Source organism: Paralysiella testudinis (genome assembly GCF_016894345.1).
GTDB lineage: Bacteria > Pseudomonadota > Gammaproteobacteria > Burkholderiales > Neisseriaceae > Paralysiella > Paralysiella testudinis.
Map to the genome: position 1 here is coordinate 1,766,296 of NZ_CP069798.1, position 18,284 is coordinate 1,784,579.

13 protein-coding genes are annotated in these 18,284 nt (G+C 55.1%); 7 read left to right on the forward strand and 6 right to left on the reverse strand.

Annotation, left to right across the window (positions count from 1 at the left end; genetic code table 11):
• Nucleotides 1-23: 23 nt before the first annotated feature.
• Nucleotides 24-731: an epoxyqueuosine reductase QueH gene (locus JQU52_RS09135; RefSeq protein ID WP_230338194.1), complete on the reverse strand. Its 708-nt coding sequence runs from the start codon at nt 729-731 to the stop codon at nt 24-26.
• Nucleotides 732-901: 170 nt separating this feature from the next.
• Nucleotides 902-1,399 carry a thiol peroxidase gene (tpx, locus tag JQU52_RS09140; protein ID WP_230338195.1) on the reverse strand — a complete coding sequence of 166 codons (498 nt, stop codon included), beginning with the start codon at nt 1,397-1,399 and terminating at the stop codon, nt 902-904.
• A 228-nt stretch (nt 1,400-1,627) separates the two neighbouring features.
• Between tpx and JQU52_RS09145 the strand changes: the two genes are divergently transcribed.
• Nucleotides 1,628-2,308, forward strand: coding sequence for a sulfite exporter TauE/SafE family protein (locus JQU52_RS09145; RefSeq protein WP_230340561.1), 681 nt, complete (start codon nt 1,628-1,630; stop codon nt 2,306-2,308).
• Nucleotides 2,309-2,371: 63 nt separating this feature from the next.
• On the opposite strand, the gene JQU52_RS09150 is transcribed toward JQU52_RS09145, so the two are convergent.
• Genes JQU52_RS09150 through JQU52_RS09160 form a run of 3 tightly spaced genes read right to left on the reverse strand, consistent with a single transcriptional unit; the run spans nt 2,372 to nt 4,548 of the window.
• Nucleotides 2,372-3,304 (reverse strand): CobW family GTP-binding protein, encoded by a 933-nt coding sequence (locus JQU52_RS09150; RefSeq protein ID WP_230338196.1) that lies wholly within the window; start codon nt 3,302-3,304, stop codon nt 2,372-2,374.
• Nucleotides 3,286-3,768: a Fur family transcriptional regulator gene (locus JQU52_RS09155; RefSeq protein WP_230338197.1), complete on the reverse strand. Its 483-nt coding sequence runs from the start codon at nt 3,766-3,768 to the stop codon at nt 3,286-3,288. The genes JQU52_RS09150 and JQU52_RS09155 overlap by 19 nt, the downstream gene beginning before the upstream one ends.
• Before the next feature lie 27 nt (nt 3,769-3,795).
• On the reverse strand, nt 3,796-4,548 hold the full coding sequence (locus tag JQU52_RS09160; protein ID WP_230338198.1) for an SDR family oxidoreductase: 753 nt from the start codon (nt 4,546-4,548) through the stop codon (nt 3,796-3,798).
• Between the two features lie 282 nt (nt 4,549-4,830).
• Between JQU52_RS09160 and JQU52_RS09165 the strand changes: the two genes are divergently transcribed.
• Together JQU52_RS09165 and JQU52_RS09170 are read left to right on the forward strand one after the other, a co-directional pair.
• Nucleotides 4,831-5,262, forward strand: a complete 432-nt coding sequence (locus tag JQU52_RS09165) for a c-type cytochrome (protein ID WP_230338199.1) — start codon at nt 4,831-4,833, stop codon at nt 5,260-5,262.
• Nucleotides 5,263-5,312: 50 nt separating this feature from the next.
• Nucleotides 5,313-5,765, forward strand: a complete 453-nt coding sequence (locus tag JQU52_RS09170; protein WP_230338200.1) for a c-type cytochrome — start codon at nt 5,313-5,315, stop codon at nt 5,763-5,765.
• A gap of 52 nt (nt 5,766-5,817) precedes the next feature.
• Here JQU52_RS09170 and JQU52_RS09175 read toward each other — a convergent pair whose 3' ends face one another.
• Complete coding sequence (locus tag JQU52_RS09175; RefSeq protein ID WP_268866641.1) at nt 5,818-6,300, reverse strand: GNAT family N-acetyltransferase; 483 nt, start codon at nt 6,298-6,300, stop codon at nt 5,818-5,820.
• 121 nt (nt 6,301-6,421) lie between these two features.
• Here JQU52_RS09175 and hemB point away from each other — a divergent pair, with 121 nt between their 5' ends.
• The 4 genes from hemB to JQU52_RS09195 all read left to right on the forward strand — a co-directional run bounded on the left by hemB (nt 6,422) and on the right by JQU52_RS09195 (nt 18,282).
• The gene (gene hemB / locus JQU52_RS09180) at nt 6,422-7,423 is read left to right on the forward strand and encodes a porphobilinogen synthase (protein WP_230338202.1); all 1,002 of its coding nucleotides are present in this window, start codon (nt 6,422-6,424) and stop codon (nt 7,421-7,423) included.
• Between the two features lie 316 nt (nt 7,424-7,739).
• Nucleotides 7,740-9,578 carry a ShlB/FhaC/HecB family hemolysin secretion/activation protein gene (locus JQU52_RS09185; RefSeq protein WP_230338203.1) on the forward strand — a complete coding sequence of 613 codons (1,839 nt, stop codon included), beginning with the start codon at nt 7,740-7,742 and terminating at the stop codon, nt 9,576-9,578.
• Nucleotides 9,579-9,590: 12 nt separating this feature from the next.
• Nucleotides 9,591-10,115 carry a toxin-activating lysine-acyltransferase gene (locus JQU52_RS09190; protein ID WP_230338204.1) on the forward strand — a complete coding sequence of 175 codons (525 nt, stop codon included), beginning with the start codon at nt 9,591-9,593 and terminating at the stop codon, nt 10,113-10,115.
• A gap of 10 nt (nt 10,116-10,125) precedes the next feature.
• Nucleotides 10,126-18,282: a two-partner secretion domain-containing protein gene (locus tag JQU52_RS09195; RefSeq protein ID WP_230338205.1), complete on the forward strand. Its 8,157-nt coding sequence runs from the start codon at nt 10,126-10,128 to the stop codon at nt 18,280-18,282.
• Nucleotides 18,283-18,284 lie beyond the last annotated feature (2 nt).

Genomic DNA, 18,284 nt, shown 5'->3' on the forward strand with positions numbered 1-18,284 from the left:
TGTGGGGAATGTTGCTATCGTTGTTATGTTTGCGGCTCGGTGCTGCTGTTGTCGGGGCGGCCTTCTTCGTCTACGCCGTAAAACTTCACCCCCATTTTGATCGATTGGCGGCCGGTGGCGCGGCGGTGGGCGTTGGTGTCACGCAGGGAATACACGCAGCCGCAGTATTCTTGCTGGTAAAACTGCTCGCGTTTGCTGATTTCAATCATGCGCGCGCTGCCGCCGCCTTTGCGCCAGTTGTATTCCCAATAGGTGATGCCGGGGTATTTGGCTGCCGCACGCACGCCGCAATCGTTGATTTGCTGCATGTTTTTCCAGCGTGAAATGCCGAGCGAGCTGGTAATCACCGGAAAACCGTGCTCGTACGCATATAAGGCGGTGCGTTCAAAACGCATATCGAAACACATGGTACAGCGGCGGCCGCGCTCCGGATCCATCTCCATGCCTTTGGCGCGGGCAAACCAGTTGTCCATATCGTAATCGGCGTCTACAAACGGAATATTGTGTTTTTGCGCAAAGGCGATGTTTTCGTTTTTGCGGATTTCGTATTCTTTTTGCGGGTGGATATTGGGGTTGTAGAAATAAATAGTGAAGTCGATGCCCGAAGCCATCATGGCTTCCATCACCTCGCCGGAACAGGGCGCGCAGCAGGAATGCAGCAGCACTTTTTTCTGGCCGTCGGGCGTGGGCAATATCGGGCGTTCAAACGCCGGTTTGGTATGGTCGGTCATGATGTATGTGTTTTGGTGCCGATGATAAGGCGCTATTTTAACAAACCGCCTTGCCACCAAGAAGCCCGGCGGTGGTTTTTGTAATAGCTTTACATTGGAAACGCCGTTTTTGCGCAGCTAAAACGGCATTCAGCTAGCCTGAATGCCGTTTTGTTCAACACAGCTTAAATTTACAGCACCGCTAATGCGGCGGCGTAATCCGGCTCCTCTTTGATTTCCGACACCAGCTCGCTGTGCAGCACGCGGTTGTTTTCGTCCAACACCACCACGGCACGGGCGCACAGGCCGGCTAAGGGGCCGGTTTCGATGTCCACGCCGTAGGCTTGTTTGAATTCGGGATTGCGAAAGGTAGACAACATCACCACATTATCCAAGCCTTCGGCACCGCAAAAACGGGCTTGGGCAAACGGCAAATCGGCAGAGATACACAATACCACGGTGTTGCTCAGCGTGCCGGCATCCTGATTAAAACGGCGCACGGAAGCGGCGCAAACGCCGGTGTCCACGCTGGGGAAAATATTCAGAATTTTGCGCTTGCCGGCATAGTCGGCATTACCGGCACTGCCCAGCTCGCCGGTGGTCAGGCTGAAATCGGCGGCTTGGCTGCCTGTGGCGGGAAAATGGCCGCCGATATTGATGGGATTGCCTGCCAATGTAACGGTGCTCATGGTATTTCCTTTGCTGTGGGTGAGGGGTGGCTTTATTCTGGCCGATTGTGGAGCGGCTGTCAAAAAGCTGAGGCTTTCCAAAGCCTATGCCAATGCTGTATCAAAGCAATTATTTTCCGTGTGTTTTCTTCATTTGAGCGTATTTCTATATTCTTGTTTTCAGGCAGCCTGAAACGGTGGCGCCCGGTGCTACAATAAGGAATTGCCATTATGGGTTCGGCTACCGCTATGCTTGATTCTGTTTCCTTGTTGTCTTTGCTGCTGATCGGCTTTTTGGGCGGCGGCCATTGTGTGGGCATGTGCGGTGGTTTGGCCAGTGCGTTTGCCTTGCAGCTGCCGCCGCATATTGGCCGCATCAAGTTGATTGTGCTGTTGAATTTGGGGCGTATCAGCAGCTATGTGTTGATTGGGGTGCTGTTGGGTGCGGTGGGGCAGGTGGGCGTTTCCTTGGATCAAACCCGTTCGCTGCAATATGGGCTGTTTGTGGCGGCCAATGTGCTGTTGTTGTTGTTGGGCTTGTATTTGGCCGGTTTGTCGGCATGGATTACGCGCATAGAAGGCATCGGCAAGCCGGTATGGCGGCGCTTGCAGCCCTTGCTAAACCGTTTGCTGCCGATTCAAAGCGTGCCGGCTTGTGTGGGTGTGGGAATGCTTTGGGGCTGGTTGCCGTGTGGGCTGGTGTACAGCGCTTCTTTGTATGCTTTAAGCAGCGGCTCGGCGTGGCAGGGCGGTTTGAGTATGGCGGCGTTTGGGCTGGGCACGCTGCCCAATTTGCTGGCCATGGGCTTGTTTGCCAGCCGCTTGAAAGGCTGGCTGCAACGGCGTAGCGTGCGCTTGGTGGCGGGTTTGAGTGTGGCGCTGTGGGCGCTATGGCAGTTGTATCGTTTGTTGAGTGGTGGTTTACATTAAGCTGTTGCAGTATAAAGAGGCTGCCTGAAAGGGTTTCAGGCAGCCTTGTTTTTTGGTTTTGAATTATTCCAATGCCGCTTGCAGGCGGGCTTCAATTTGGTCGGCATCAAATGATTGGGCAATCAGCTCGAAACGGCTGTCGCGCCGCCACGATACTTGGTTGGCGCCCCATTGGCCGTCTACCCAGTTGAGCCATACCCAGGTACCCAATACTTGAAACACGCCTTTGGCGCGCACCAGCCCTTGGCACATTTGCGGCAGTTCGTTGAAAAAGTGGGTAAGGCGCTCGCCATCGAAGTTCAAGCCGGCATCAAAGGTGAAGCCTTGCGACTGAAAGCCTATGTCCAAATCCGGCAAGGCTTTGATGCGGTAGCGGCTTTTGCTAACCACGGGGGTTTCCAGCCAGGCGATGTCGAGCTGGGCATTGGCCACTTCGGCCACCAGTGCTTTGGGCGGAAACAGTTTGGCGGCGCGTTGGCGAAAGGCGTGCAAGGTGGCTTCGTCGCACAAATCGGTTTTGCTGGCCACCAATACATCGGCCACGCCCACTTGGTCTTTGTAGAGCAGCTGCGCGGCGTAGTCGTCGTTGACAAACTGGCGCGGGTCGACCACGGTGAACACGGCGCCCACTTCCAAGCTGTCACCCAAGGGCTTGGCTTTGAGTTCGTCGATAACGCTGGCGGCGTGGGCGAGGCCGCTGGCTTCAATCATCAGCCGGTGCGGTTGGTTGTCGCGCAGCATTTTGGCTACAGTACCTGCCATTTGCGGTCCGGCCACGCAGCACAGGCAGCCGCCGGCGATTTCGGCCACGGGAATGCCGTTGTCGCTGAGCACAGCGCCGTCGATGCCGATTTCACCGAATTCGTTGACGATAATCACCCATTTTTCCGCCGGGTCTTTTTGTGCCATCAGGCTTTTGAGCGCGGTGGTTTTGCCCACGCCCAAAAAACCGGAAAACAAATGTACGCGGGTTTTGCTTACTGCGTTTGCTGGCATTGCTGGCACACTCCTGTTAATACGATGTGTTCTTCATTTAAGGCAAAGCCGCTGCCGGCTAAGCGTTGGCGCAAGGCCGCCCATTCGGCGCTCATGCCTTGCTCGTCTACCGCACCGCATTCGGTGCACACCAGCACAAACGCGCTGTGGTGTTCGCCCTCATGGCAGTGTTCGGTGCAGTCGTGCTGCACATGGCTGCACAAAATATAGCCGTTCACCGCGGGGATTTTGTGCAACACGCCGTGCTCGGCCCAAAAATCGAGGGCGCGGTAGGCGGTGGGCGGTGCCACCGAGCTTGGGCTATTCTGCTGCATTTGCGCCAGCACGTGATAGGCTTTGATAACGCCGCTCATGTGCAGCACAATATCCAGCACCTGCTCGCGCAAGGCAGTGATGGTGGTGCCGTGGTGTCGGCATTGCGCCATAATTTTGCTTTTGGCACTGGGTGTTTGGTTTGGCTTCATGGGTATTTGTCCGTATTTCAGGCAGCCTTAGCTGGTTTGGCGGCGTACCGGCAAAGCGCTGAAACTTTGCGCCACCGGCATGATTTCAATGCTGTTTACATTCATGTGTGGCGGGGTTTGGTAGAGCCATAGCGCGGTGTTGGCGATGTCTTCGCCGCTTAAAAAAGCCACATCGGCATACAGTGCCGCCACTCTGGCTTCGTCACCTTTAAAACGCACTTGCGAAAATTCGGTGCCGCCGCACATGCCCGGCTCGATATTGCTCACGCGTATGCCGGTGCCGGCCAAGTCGGCGCGCAAATTGAGGCTGAATTGGCGCACAAACGCTTTGGTGGCGCCGTAAACATTGCCGCCGGGGTATGGATAGGTGCCTGCAATCGAGCCCATATTGATGATGTAGCCGCTGCCGCGGGCCACCATTTGCGGCAATATCTGGCGGGTTAAATAAGTAAGCCCCAATACATTGGTGTGAATCATGGTTTCCCAGTCGCCGTAATCGGCCTTATCGGCCGCCTCCAGCCCCAGCGCCAAACCGGCGTTGTTAACCAGCAAATCAATATCCGCCCATTGCGGCGGTAAAGAGGCCAGCGCGGCATCCACACTGGCTTTGTCGGTCACATCCATGCTTAAGGGATAAAATGCCGCCCCCAATTCTTGCTGCAATTGCGCCAGCTTGCCGGCGCGGCGTGCGGCACCGATTACCCGATAGCCTGCGGTAACAAAACGGCGACACATGGCCGCGCCAAAACCAGCTGAAGCGCCGGTAACCAAAACCGCCATTGTTTTGCCCTTTCTTGTTTTGCTTGTTCCTGAGGGACAAAGCTTAAATGGTGTTATTTTAACATGCACCCGGCGCTTTGCCGTAAAAGCAGGCAAGCCCTAGACACTGTTGCCATATTTAAGTATCGTTAAAAATGTTTTAAAATAAAACGGCAAGGCGGGTGTTGGTGTGTGTGTGGTTTGCAAGCCGTTGCTATATTAGCAACAAATCCCCCATAGCCGAACCATTTGCCGCTGCCAGACTCAAAACCACCTCATCTTTATTTACCGGAACCATTCGCCATGAACAAAACCTTGCTTTTGGCTGCCTGTTTGTCTGCCGCCACCGCCTTTGCCCACGCCGATGATATTAAGGCACGCCAGCAATATATGAAAGAGTGGGGCGGTGCCACCAAAAAAATGGCCGCCATCATCAAGAAAAGCGATGCGCAATCTTTTCCGGCCGCCGAATTTGCCGCTCTGGCTGCGCAAATTCAGCAAAATGCCAACGCGCCGTGGCAACATTATCCGGCGGGCAGCAACGGCAGAGGCTCCGATGCCACTGCCGCGGTGTGGGCGCAGCCGCAGCAGTTTCAGGCCGCCATCCAGCGCTTTACCCAAGCGGCGAACAATTTGCACACCGCCGCCCAAACCGGCCGCTTTGATGCAGTGAAAGCCCCGTTTGGCCAATTGGGTGAAAGCTGCAAAGCCTGCCACAAAACATTTAAAGATTAAATACTCAGGCTGCCTGAATACCGATTTAACCACCACCATAAGGAAAAACCATGAAACCAGTTTCTGCATTATTGATGTTGTGTGCCGCCATCGGCTTGGCTGCTTGCGGCGGCACCCCGGTTGAAAAAGGCCCCAATTCCGAAGTACGCACGGCTGCGTTTAAGAAAATGATGCCCGACTTCACCAGCATGGGCAAAATGGTGAAAGACGAAGAACCCTACGACGTGGAAAAATTCAAAACTGCTGCCGCTTCTTTTGATACCTTGAGCAAAGCGCCGTTTGAACATTTCACGTCCGATGGCGAAGGCAAAGATGGTGATGCGCTGCCCAATATTTGGACTGATGCGGCCAAATTCAAAGCCGAAGAAGACAAATTCCACGCTGCCGTGGCGGTGTTGAACGAAAAAGCCCAAGCGGGCAACTTGGCGGACATTAAAGTGGCTTATGGCGATGTGGGTGCCAGCTGCAAAGCCTGTCACGATACTTTCCGCCGCCCGAAATAAACTTTCGGCTGCCTGAACATAAATCAACGGCTGCTTTCAGGCAGCTGTTTTTTTATGTGGCGGCCATCAGCAGTAAGTCGGCGGACGATGCCGTTTCATCGGCCACAAAACCCAAGCTGCGATACAGTGCCACCGCCACGCTGTTGTGGCGGAATACTCGCAGCGTTACCCTACGGCAGCCGCTATCGGCACGCGCTTGTGTCATTAAAGCTTGGCATAAGCAGCGCCCAAAGCCTTGGCCGCGTTTGGCCGGATCCACAATCAGGCGGCCAATATGCACGCTGCCCGCGCAGCGGTGCCAATGCTGGTCGAAAGTCACCATCTGCCCGCGGGCATCACACAACACCCAATCTTGCCGCTGCGGCATTGCCAGTGCTTGCGGTAAAGACTCGGGCATCAACGGCCAATGCAAATACGCAGCGCCGGCAAATAGATCGGCTACGGCTTGGTTGTCCACCCATCCGGCCAGTACCGCATAATCGGCCGCCGTGGCCGGGCGTAATTCGGCTGGTTGTACACGATTCCTTTCAGGCAGCCTTGTGGTACGCGGCTATCTTTTGACCTAGGTCTATGGCTTTTGCTCAGGGATAAACCCAGTTTATATTATAATCACGCCCACACCAAACCACACTGGCGCAGTTTAAAGAAAGGTTGCCATGAATTTTCCGCCCCGCTATGTTGATGCCACCCGTATGCGCCGTATGCGCCGCGATGATTTTTCCCGCCGCCTGATGCGTGAGTACAGCTTAAGTGCCAACGATTTGATTTACCCGGTTTTTGTGCTTGAAGGCAGCCAGCGTGAAGACAGCGTGGCGTCGATGCCCGGCGTGGTGCGCCAAAGTGTCGACAAGCTGCTGTACACCGCAGAAGAAGCGGTGAAGTTGGGTATTCCCATGCTGGCGCTGTTTCCGGTGGTTACCCAAAACAAAACCGCCAATGCCGAAGAAGCCTGTAATCCTGAAGGGCTGGTGCCCACCGCCGTGCGCGCGCTGCGCAGCCGCTTTCCCGAGCTTGGCATTATGACCGATGTGGCGCTGGATCCTTATACCTTATCCGGCCAAGATGGCCTCAGTGATGCCGAAGGCTATGTGCTGAATGACGAAACCGTGGAAGTGCTGGTGCGCCAAGCTTTGGTGCATGCCGAAGCGGGAGCGCAAGTGGTGGCACCTTCGGATATGATGGACGGGCGCATCGGTGCCATCCGCGAAGCGTTGGAACACGCTGGCCATATCCACACCCGCATCATGGCTTATTCGGCCAAATACGCATCGGCCTTTTACGGCCCCTTCCGCGATGCGGTGGGCAGTGCCGGCAATATCGGCAAGGGCAATAAATACACCTACCAAATGGATCCGGCCAACAGCAACGAAGCCTTGCAGGAAGTGGCGCTGGATATTCAGGAAGGTGCGGATATGGTGATGGTGAAGCCGGGTATGCCTTATCTGGACATCATCCACAGCGTGAAAACCGAATTCGGCGTGCCCACATTTGCCTATCAGGTATCCGGCGAATATGCCATGCTGCAAGCCGCCATCCAACAAGGCTGGCTTGATGCCGACTTGGTAATTATGGAAAGCCTGCTGGCATTTAAACGCGCCGGTGCCGACGGTATTTTGACGTATTATGCTTTGGAGGCGGGCAGGCGCTTGCAGGGTTGACAGCTTGGCACTGGGTTTGAAATAACAACAAGGCGATGAAGAATTCATCGCCTTGTTGTTATTTTAAGTATGCGGATATTCACTTTCAAACGCTTTATTTTGTTTCTAGGCTGCCTAAAACGCAGTTTTTGCATGACTAATCAAATTTTTTGAACGCAGTTTTTAAAATACGGAGCCGACGGCATGTGTCGTCATCACCACAATATCCTTGATTTTGATTTTATAAAATCCGAAATATAAGTAAATACTTGTCAAGGTTGCCGGCATGATTTAATCTTGGTTGGGTTGTTACCTTTTTTATTACAACAAAGCCGATATGAAATCATACTTTACCCGACACATCTCTCCTGTAAACGGCATTGCTGCATCCAACCTGAGCGTATCAGTATTGGCAGCTTTACTCTTGTCTTTACCGCTCTACAGTCAAGCTGCGCCGCTCCCACCCGGCGCCCCAAAGCAAGCAGATTATTTACAGGCCGACCGCTTACAACAAGAACAACTCATCCGCGAACAGCAACGCCAACAATTCCAGCAGCAGCAAATGCAGCCCGCCGTTGATGTGCGCTTGGATGACACCGCCACGCCACCACCTACCGCATTCTCCTTATCCCAGCCCGAATCCCCATGTTTCGCCGTCCAACAGATTACCTTAACGGGCAGCCAAGCTGCCCGTTTCCAATTTGCCTTAAACCAAGCCATTGCCCAATCCGGGTTTGAACCCGGTATGTGTTTGGGAGCACAAGGCATCAACCACATCATGACCTTGGCGCAAAACGCCGTGATTGCCCGCGGCTACACCACCACCCGCATTCTGGCCGCACCGCAAGACATCAACAGCGGCACCTTGGCGCTGACGGTGATTCCCGGACGGATACGGCAGATACGCATCAATATGGATGATGCCGATACGACCCACGCGGGTCGTATCGCTGCTTTTCAAAACGAATTTCCGCTGTCTTCCGGTGACGTGCTGAATCTGCGCGCACTGGAGCAGGGATTGGAAAACCTCAAACGCATTCCCACCGCCGAAGCCGATATCCAAATCGTTCCCGCCGACACCCCGGACGAAAGCGATGTGGTGGTGCTGTGGCGCCAGCGCACCTTGCCCATCCGCGTGTCTTTCGGGGTGGACGACTCCGGCAGCAAAGCCACCGGCAAATATCAGGGCAGCGTCACCCTATCGGCCGACAACCCCTTGGGTTTGAGCGACTTGTTTTATGTGTCGTACAACCATGATTTGGGCCACAAAGACCGCTACACCGATAAAGACGGGGTGACCACCGGCAGCGGCACCCGCGGTTATGCGGTGCATTATTCCGCGCCCTTTGGCAACTGGCTGTTGGGGTTCAACCACAATTACTACCGCTATCATCAAGCGGTGGCCGGTTTAAGTGAAAACTACGACTACAACGGCGAGAGCTGGAACAGCGATTTCGGCGTCAGCCGCTTGCTTTACCGCGATGCCCGCCGTAAAATCCAAGTTGGTGTCAAACTGTGGCAGCGCGAATCGAAGAACTACATCAACGACATCGAAGTACCCGGCCAGCGCCGCCGCACCGGCGGCTGGTCGGTGAATGTGGATCACAAAGAATACCTGGGCAACGCGACCCTCAATCTGGGGGCAAGCTACAAACGCGGTACCGGGCGCAATCAAAGCTTGGCCGCGCCGGAGGAGCTGTTCAACGAAGGCAGCAGCCGCATGCAGATTATCAGTGCCGATGCCGGTTTGAACCTGCCGTTCCAGCTGGGCAAGCAGGCGTTTAGCTACGACGGCAATCTGCATGCCCAGTGGAATAAAACCCCGCTTACTCCGCAAGACAAAATCGCCATTGGCGGACGCTACAGCGTGCGCGGTTTTGACGGCGAACTCACCCTGTCGGCCGAACGCGGCTGGTATTGGCGCAATGACTTGGCCTGGCAATACCGCCCCGGCCATCAAGCTTATCTCGGCGTGGATGCCGGCCATGTATCCGGCCCTTCGGCACAATACTTGCTCGGTCAGACCCTGATTGGCAGCGTGTTGGGCTTTAAAGGCCAAGTTAAAGCCGGCGGCAATCTGTATTACGACGTGTTTGTGGGCAAGCCGCTGAAAAAACCGCAATACTTCCAAACCGCCAACACCACGGTGGGGTTTAATTTGAATTATTCGTTTTGACCACAAAACCTTATGGAACCGATTCAAATTGTCGCCCCCGGGATATGGGTGCAACCCTGGTCTGAAACCGAAGTGCTGGGCGCGGTTGCTTGGCTTTGGCTGCAATCACCGAGACATCAGCAACATACCTTAGCCATATTCGGACAGCATTTACTGCCGGCTATCCGCCGACGCCAGTTTGCTCTTTTTAGCCAAGGGCAACAGCCGATTGGCTATATTACTTGGGCCTTGTTTAATCAAACCGCTGAACAAAATTATATCAAAAGCAATGTATCACTATTAAACCAACCCGAGCACTGGCAATGCGGCGGGCGCATGTGGTTTATTGACTGGTTCGCACCATTCGGCCACAGCATGGTAATCAGCCGAATCATGGCCAGACGTTTGTTTCCCACCACCATTGCCCGCGCCCTGCATCATCACGGCGATACAACCGGGCTGCGCATTAATACGTTTAAAGGTGCCGCAGTGAGCGCGGCGGAGTTGGCTTATTGGCAGCAACAAAATCCTGTATCCGTGCCGATTATTTCAGTTTAAAGGAACCACCATGAATAAAACCCTGTACAAAGTGATCTTCAATAAAAAGCGCGGCGCCATGGTGGCCGTAGCCGAGAACACTTTGCGCGATGGTAAAAGCAATGCCGACACCACCGCAGGTTCTGTTCATTTTAATGCCAGCCATACCCTTTCAGGCAGCCTGAACCCAACAAGCCCCGGCGCCCGTTTGGGCGTACTCGGCTTCTGCTTATTGCTGGCCGCCGGCACCGCCCTGATTATCGCCCCGGCTGCCCATGCGGCCGACATTGCCGCCGACAAAGCCGCTCCCGGCAACCAACAGCCCACCATCCTGCAAAGCGCCAACGGCACCCCGCAAGTCAACATCCAAACCCCCAGTGCCGGCGGCGTTTCCATAAACCAATACCGCCAATTCGATGTGGATCAACAAGGTGCCATCCTCAACAACAGCCGCAACAACACCCAAACCCAAATCGGCGGTTGGATACAGGGCAACCCGTGGCTGGCTGGTGGCGAAGCCAAAATCATCGTCAACCAAATCAACAGCAGCAACCCCAGCCTGTTAAACGGCTATATCGAAGTGGCCGGGCGGCGTGCCGAAGTGATTATGGCCAACCCCGCCGGCATCCAAGTGAACGGCGGCGGCTTTATCAATGCCGCCGGCGTCACCCTCACCACCGGCCGGCCCATCATCAGCAACGGCCATCTGGAAGGCTTCCGCGTACGCAGCGGCAATATTGGCGTGAACGGTAAGGGTTTGGATACGTCCGGTGCCGACTACACCCGCATCCTCGCCCAAGCCGCACAAATCAACGCCGGTATTTGGGCTAAAGAGCTGAACGTGGTTACCGGCAGCAACGACATCGATGCCGCAGGCCTGCGCACCCCCGTAGCGGCTGATTCCGCCGCCAACAACACCCCCAATCCGTCCGCCCCCGGCACTTCCGCCACCCCGGCCCTGGCCATCGACACCGGCAGCCTGGGTGGCATGTATGCCCGTAAAATCACCCTCATCAGCACCGACAAAGGCGTGGGTATCAACAATGCCGGGCAAATCTTTGCCGCTGCCGGCGGCATCAGCCTGAGTGCCGACGGTAAGATTGGCAACAGCGGCAGCATCGTGGCGGCGGACAAAGCCAGCGTAGGCACTGCCGACAGCGCCGCGATACAGATTAAAAGCCACAGCCTGGACAACAACGGCAGTATCTCCGCCCAAGGTAAGGCCGGTATAGGCACCCAGAGCCTGAACAACAGCGGCTTGATTGCATCGGCAAACGAGCTGAATATCCGCAATCAAAACAGCCTCAACAACAGCGGCGATATCAATGCCGCTCGATTGGATGTGGTTTCAGGCAGCCTCAGCAATACTGGCCGCATCAGCCAAACCGGCCTGCAAAACTTAGCGATCAACGCCGGGCAAGTGGACAACCGCAATCAGGGCTTGATGGGTTACACCCCGGCGCAATCCGGCGGCAGTAACAACACCGGTAGCGGCAGTGGTCATGGCAGCGGCAATAGCGGCAGCAATCCGAGTAGCGGCAACACCACCCCGCCCAGCAGTGCCACCGGTGGCGGCAGTACTACTACCGCCCCGGCACCGGCCACGCCGACCACCTTAGCCGACGGCCAGATTACCGTTTCAGGCAGCCTGTTGAATGATAAGGGGCAAATCACCGCCAACGGTGAAACCAATTTAAGCGCCCGCAACGGCCTGGTCAATCAGGCGCAATTGAACCTGAACCAACTCCATGTCAGTGGTGATTTACTGGACAACCGCAGCGGCGTAATTCACGCCAAGAGCGCCGACATCCGCAGCCACACCCTAGATAACCGCGGCGGGCAGATCAGCAGCACCGATACCCTTTCGGTAAACAACCAACGCACAGACAACCGCGGCGGGCAGATTCTGTCGGCCAACCAAGCTGACCTTTACAGCAACATTCTGGACAACCAAGACCAAGGCGGCATCGCCGCCGGCAAAGCTCTGGCCATTACGGCCGATGGATTGGACAACCGCAACGGCACCGTAGTAGCGGGTCAGACACTCAGCGTTACCGGCCGCCGCATCGACAACCGCAGCGGCAGCATGGATGCCGCCGGCACCAGCATCAGTACCGAGAACCTCGACAACAGCAACAAAGGTGCTATCCGCAGCAATCAAACCCTGCAGATTAACGCTTCAGACAGCCTGAACAACCGCAGCGGCCAACTGAGCTCGGCCGGGCAGTTGGATATTAACGATGGCACTGGTAACACACTGGCCGTCGACAACAGCGGCGGCAGCATCTTGGCGGGCGGTGATGCCCGGATTCAAAGCCGGTCTCTGAGTAACAACGGCACCGTGGCCGCCGGGCGTGATCTGGCCATTGCCTTACAAGACAGCTTTACAGTGGAACAAGACATCGTGGCCGGGCGTCGTTTGTCGTTGTCCACCCAAGGCAGCCTGAACAACCCGCACACCTTGCAAGGTGGTGAAGCGGTCACGCTTCAGGCAGCACAAATCGACAACCATGCCAGCGGTAAAATCCAGTCCGGCGGGCGTACCGAAGTGACGGCGGTTCACAACATCGGCAACCGCGGCTTAATCAACAGCAACGGCAGCACCGTGGTTCGCGCCGGTGAAGTGATTGACAACCTCGGCAGCGGTAAAATCTTTGGCGACCATGTGGCTTTGGGCGGCAGCGTATTGAACAACCGGGAAGAAACCGTTAACGGCGCCACTCAGGCTGCGGTGGTGGCGGCGCGGCAGCGGCTGGATATCGGGGCGAAGGAAATTTACAACCGTGAAGGCGGTTTGCTGTCCAGTGAAGGCTCATTGGCCATCGGTGGCGCCTTAGACGCCCAAAACCAAGCCACCGGCATGGCCGCAACACTGGTGAACAGCAGTGCGCGGATTGAAGCCAAAGGCAATGGTGTTATTGGCGTTAAACAACTGCAAAATCGGAACAACCATTTTGCTGTGGAAGAGTATCTGGCCGAACAAAAATCCATGGATCAATACAGCGCCCCGGGTGACCCCAGAAAATGGACCCAAGGTGAAAACGGCTACTTCCGCAAAAACCGCAAATCACTGGAGTTCCGCTTTCAGGATTTCAATAAAGAATTTTGGCATGACAGCTTGGCGGGCACCCGGCAATGGCATTTTACCCGTTCGGTGTACAAAGAACGCATCACCGACAGCAAACCAGCTGAAATCATTATCGGCGGTAATTTAAAAATCAGCGGCAGCCATTGGGAAAACAACAACAGCCAAATACGGGTAGGCGGCCTGCTTACGGGCAACGACTTGGGCAACAATGTATTTTTGGTTGACAACAAACAAACCGCCGCCAACCAACGCGTAGAAGACAACGGTTGGACACAAACCTATTGGTATGGCAGAAACAAAAGATGGGAAAGCCGCAAAGTACACGAAGGTGATGAAAACCCGTATCACGACATCCGGCGCACCACCTACGATTTCGAGCAACCGGTCACCCTGTTTGAACAGAAAATCGGCAATGTCGGCCCCATACAGGCCGGTGCCGTTGGTGCGGCGCTCAAACCGGTCACCATTAACACCGCCACACCCGGCTCGGTACCGATTAAAACACTGGACAAATACAATACTGATTTGCCTAACAGCAGCCTGTTTGCCACCAATCCCGGCAATAGCGGCCCTCTGATCGAAACCAATCCTGCCTTTGCCAGCTACCGCCAATGGCTCTCCAGCGACTATATGCTGAAGAGCCTAGGTGCCAACCCCAACAATATGCACAAACGGTTGGGCGACGGCTATTATGAACAGCGGCTGATTAACGAACAGATAGCCAAGCTTACCGGCTACCGCCGTTTGGACGGCTATCAAAATGATGAAGCGCAATTTAAAGCTTTGATGGATGCCGGCATCACCTTTGCTCAATCACAGCAATTGGTGCCCGGCATCACCTTAAGCCCGGAGCAGATAGCCCGGCTCACCAGCGACATCGTTTGGCTGGAAAACCAAACCGTAACCTTGGCCGACGGCAGCCGCCAAACCGTACTCGCCCCAAAAGTGTATGTGGTGGCGCGCGCGGGTGATTTGAACAGTGCCGGTGCATTGATTAGCGCCGACGCCATCGACCTGCAAACCGGCGGTGATATTCATAACCAAGGCACCATTGCCGGACGGCGGTTGGTAGACCTGGGCGCACAAAACATCAGCAACAGCGGATTGGTGACTGGTCAGCAAGTGCTACTGAACGCCCAAGACAAAATTGATTTCCAAGGCGGCCGTGCCGTTGCCGATGACTTGCTAAACTTAAAAGGCAAACAGGTTAATATTGAAAGCACCACCGTTACCTCGGGCGACCAGCGCAACGGCCACACCTTGGTGGATCGCGTGGCCGGCCTGTATGTGACCGGTCAGAGCAAGGGCATCTTGTCGGTGGATGCCGAACAAAACCTGACCGCCCGCGGTGCCGAACTGAGCAACAGCAGCGCCAGCGGCCAAACCCGGCTGGCATCCCGCGAAGGGAATATTGACCTCGGCACCGTACAAACCGCCAGTCATGAAAGCCAAGGGGAATTGAGCGACAGAAGCCATCGCCATGTTCACCAAAGTGCCGAGATGGGCACCTCGATTAATGCGCAGGGGGATATCACCGTTGCCGCCGGCGGCCAAGTCAATATCCGCCAAGGCGGTATTGAGAGCGACCAAGGCAATGTTACCCTGTTTGGCAAAAAAGGCATCAACATCACCGAGGGTCGTAAAACCTTGGATTTGGATGAAGCCGTTTATAACAAAGACCAAGGATTACTCTCCAGCACCACCCGTACCAGTACCTATCGTCGGGCACACGATGAAGCCGTGGGCAGCGAAATCAGCGGCAAACAAGTCACCCTGATTTCCGAGCAAGACATCCTAATTCGCGGCAGCCAAGTAGCGAGCGATCAGCAAACCCTGCTAAAAGCCAAAAACAACGTCACCATAGAAGCGGCACAAAACCAATATCAAGATGATGAGCACCATCAGATTAAAAAATCCGGCATCATGGGCACCGGCGGCATCGGCGTATTTATCGGCAGCAAAAAAGACACCACCGACACCGCCGACACCACCCTCATCTATAGCGGCAGCAGCGTAGGTAGCCTCAAAGGCAACACCACCATCGTGGCCGGCGGCACCTACACCCAAACCGGCTCCACCGTTGCTGCCCACCAAGGCAATGTTGACGTCCACGCCAAAGCCGTCAACATCAGCGCCGCCCAAAACCACTACGCCAACGAGCACAAGCACACCTTCGAGCAAAAAGGCATCACCGTTGCCGTTAACGTACCCGTGGTTAATGCCGTTCAAGGTGCCATCGGCACCGCCCAAGCCGCAGGTAAAATCGGTCAGAGCAAAAACGACCGCGTCAACGCCATGGCGGCGGCCAATGCCGCCTGGGACGGCTATCGATCTGCCGGCGCATTGTCAGACATTGCCAAAGACCCCAAAGCAGCCCTTAGCCAAGATGTCAGCGTCTCTATTACCTACGGCCAGCAAAAGAACACCCAACAAACCCAAGTTCAAGGCCACCAAGCCCAAGCCAGCCAAGTGATTGGCGGCGGCACCGTCAACATCAGCGCCACCGGCGGCGGTAAAGATTCCGACATCAACATCATCGGTGCCGACATTGCTGGCAAACAAGGCACCCACCTGCAGGCCGACAATCAAGTCAACCTACTGGCTGCCGGGCAAGAACACAGCGAACACAGCCAAAACAAATCCACAGGCTTTAATGCCGGGGTGGCTGTCAGCTACGGCCAGAGCGGTATGGCCTTCGGCTTTACCGCCGGCGGCAACTACGGCAAAGGCCATGGCAACGGCGACGAAACCACCTGGCGGCACAGCCAAGTGGGCGATGCCGGCAGCCGCACCACCATCCACAGCGGTGGTGCCACCAACATCAAAGGCGCCCAAGTGATCGGCAAAGGCGTGGGCATTGATGCGGCCGAGCTCAACATCGAAAGCCTACAGAACACCGCCCAATACAACAGCAAACAACAAAACATCAGCGGCCAGATAACCGTAGGCTACGGCGCTTCAGGCAGCGCCAACTACAGCCAAAGTAAAATGAACGCCGACTATGCCGCGGTGAGTCAGCAATCCGGCATCTTGGCCGGAGACGACGGCTACCAAATCAACATCAAAGGGCATACCGACCTCAAAGGCGGCCTGATTACCAGCACCGCCCAAGCCGAAGCCGAGGGTAAAAACCGCTTCAGCACCGGCACCCTGAGCCACAGCGACATTGCCAACCATGCCGAATACAAAGGGGAAAGCTTCGGTATCGGCGGCAGCGCCACCGTCAGCGGCAGCAGCCTTGGTCAAGGCAGCAGTAACAGCACACCCGGTTTAATGACTGCCGGCCAAAGCAACAGTGCCGGTAAAACCATCGGCTACGGCTCGGACAGCGGCAGCCAAAGCAGCACCACCAAGAGCGGTGTTAACACACAAAACATCATCATCACCGATGAAGCCGGGCAAAAAGAACTGAGCGGCAAAACCGCAGCCGAAACCATTGCCGCGGTTAAAACCGACATCACCACCGACAAGCATGCCCAACACGCAGGCTACCTGAAGAATAACTTTGATAAGGACAGCGTACAGAAAGAGCTGGATCTGCAGCGCGAGGTTACCCAACAGTTTGATGCCAACCGTCAAGCCGCCAAAGCTGAGATCAACACCAAAATCACCACCGCCAAAGCCGACCTCGAAGCGGGCCGATTATCGCAGGCCGAATACGACAGCCAAGTGAAAAACCTGCACGGATTGGGTTTGGCACTGGATACCGTTGCCGCAGGCCTGTACAGCCCCAGCAACAGCGTGGGCGGCTCCCTCGCAGCAGCCGCGAGCCCGGCAGCAGCACAGCAAATCGGCGACTACTTCAAAAACCTGGCCGCAGAAAACCCAAACGGCAAACTGAACAGCGAGCAACAAACGGCCCATATACTGGCACACGGCATACTGGCGGCAGCCACCGCCGCAGCGGGCGGCAATGATGCCCTAAGCGCCGGCATTGCGGCGGGCACAGCGGAAGCGGCGGCGCCCAAAGTGGCGAAGTGGCTGTATGGTACGGACGATTCGAACAAACTAAGTGCGGAGCAGAAAGCCACCGTCAGCAGCATTACCGGGCTGGGCGGGGCGGCTGTGGGTGCGGTTGGGGGAAGCAATACTGCGGATGTGGTTTCAGGCAGCCAGGTGGCGCAGAATGCGGTGGAGAATAATTACCTTACCGAAAAACAAATGTGGGCATATGCCAAAGCATTGAAAGAGCATTGCCATACCGGTCAAGAATCTGCGTGTATTGCGGTTAAAAATACATTCTCAGCCTTAGATGCTGCACAGCGCACAAGCCAAGTTGAAGCTTGTAAAGCCAATCCGCAAAGCAAAAGCTGTGTCGATCACAATGGTGGAGCCCAATCAGGTGACTGGGCAGTGAATACCAATGCAGATAACTACCTTGGTGTTGATTCTTCCAAGCCCGGCGCAGAAGCACTGCACATCATGTGTGGCAATAATCGGGTTTGCATGGAAGAGATTACTCGCCAAGACTTAAAAAACAACCTTGATCAATTGATGGTAGAGCGTGATCCTGTATTTATTCGCAACAAAGCAGATGAATACCGAAATGGCTTTTTAGGCTCAATGCTTGATTTCCGAGGCATGAGTGATCAAGAAGTAATCAATCAGGCTAGGGCATTTGTTATGTCTTCGGCGGGCATGATTGGCAGCACCAGCAAATTAGGTGCGCAGTGGAAACAAAATACCGCCGGCCAATGGTATGACCTCAAAACCGGCCGCTATGTGAATAGCCCGGATGCCTTGGATACTGTATTGTCCCGACCTAAACTCAATGCCATCACCAAACAAGCAATTGACTCACGTTACCGGCAACTATCAAATGGTGATCGTATTGAAATTGCAACTGCAACTGGTAAGGTGATCAAACAACCGATTGATTACGGGCATATTTATGGCTGGGAAAACCGCCGCTTACTGAAAGCTGCCGATGAATTGGGCATGACACAGCAGCAATTCAAAGCCTATGTTAATGCCAGACCCAATCTGTTTGAATTACAAAACAGAAAAGATAATCAAGGGCATAAATTTGAAAAGCCGGGAGTGGATGGAATTAAAGATATTACTGATGATATGAAATCTTTCATACAAACTGGGAAATAGGC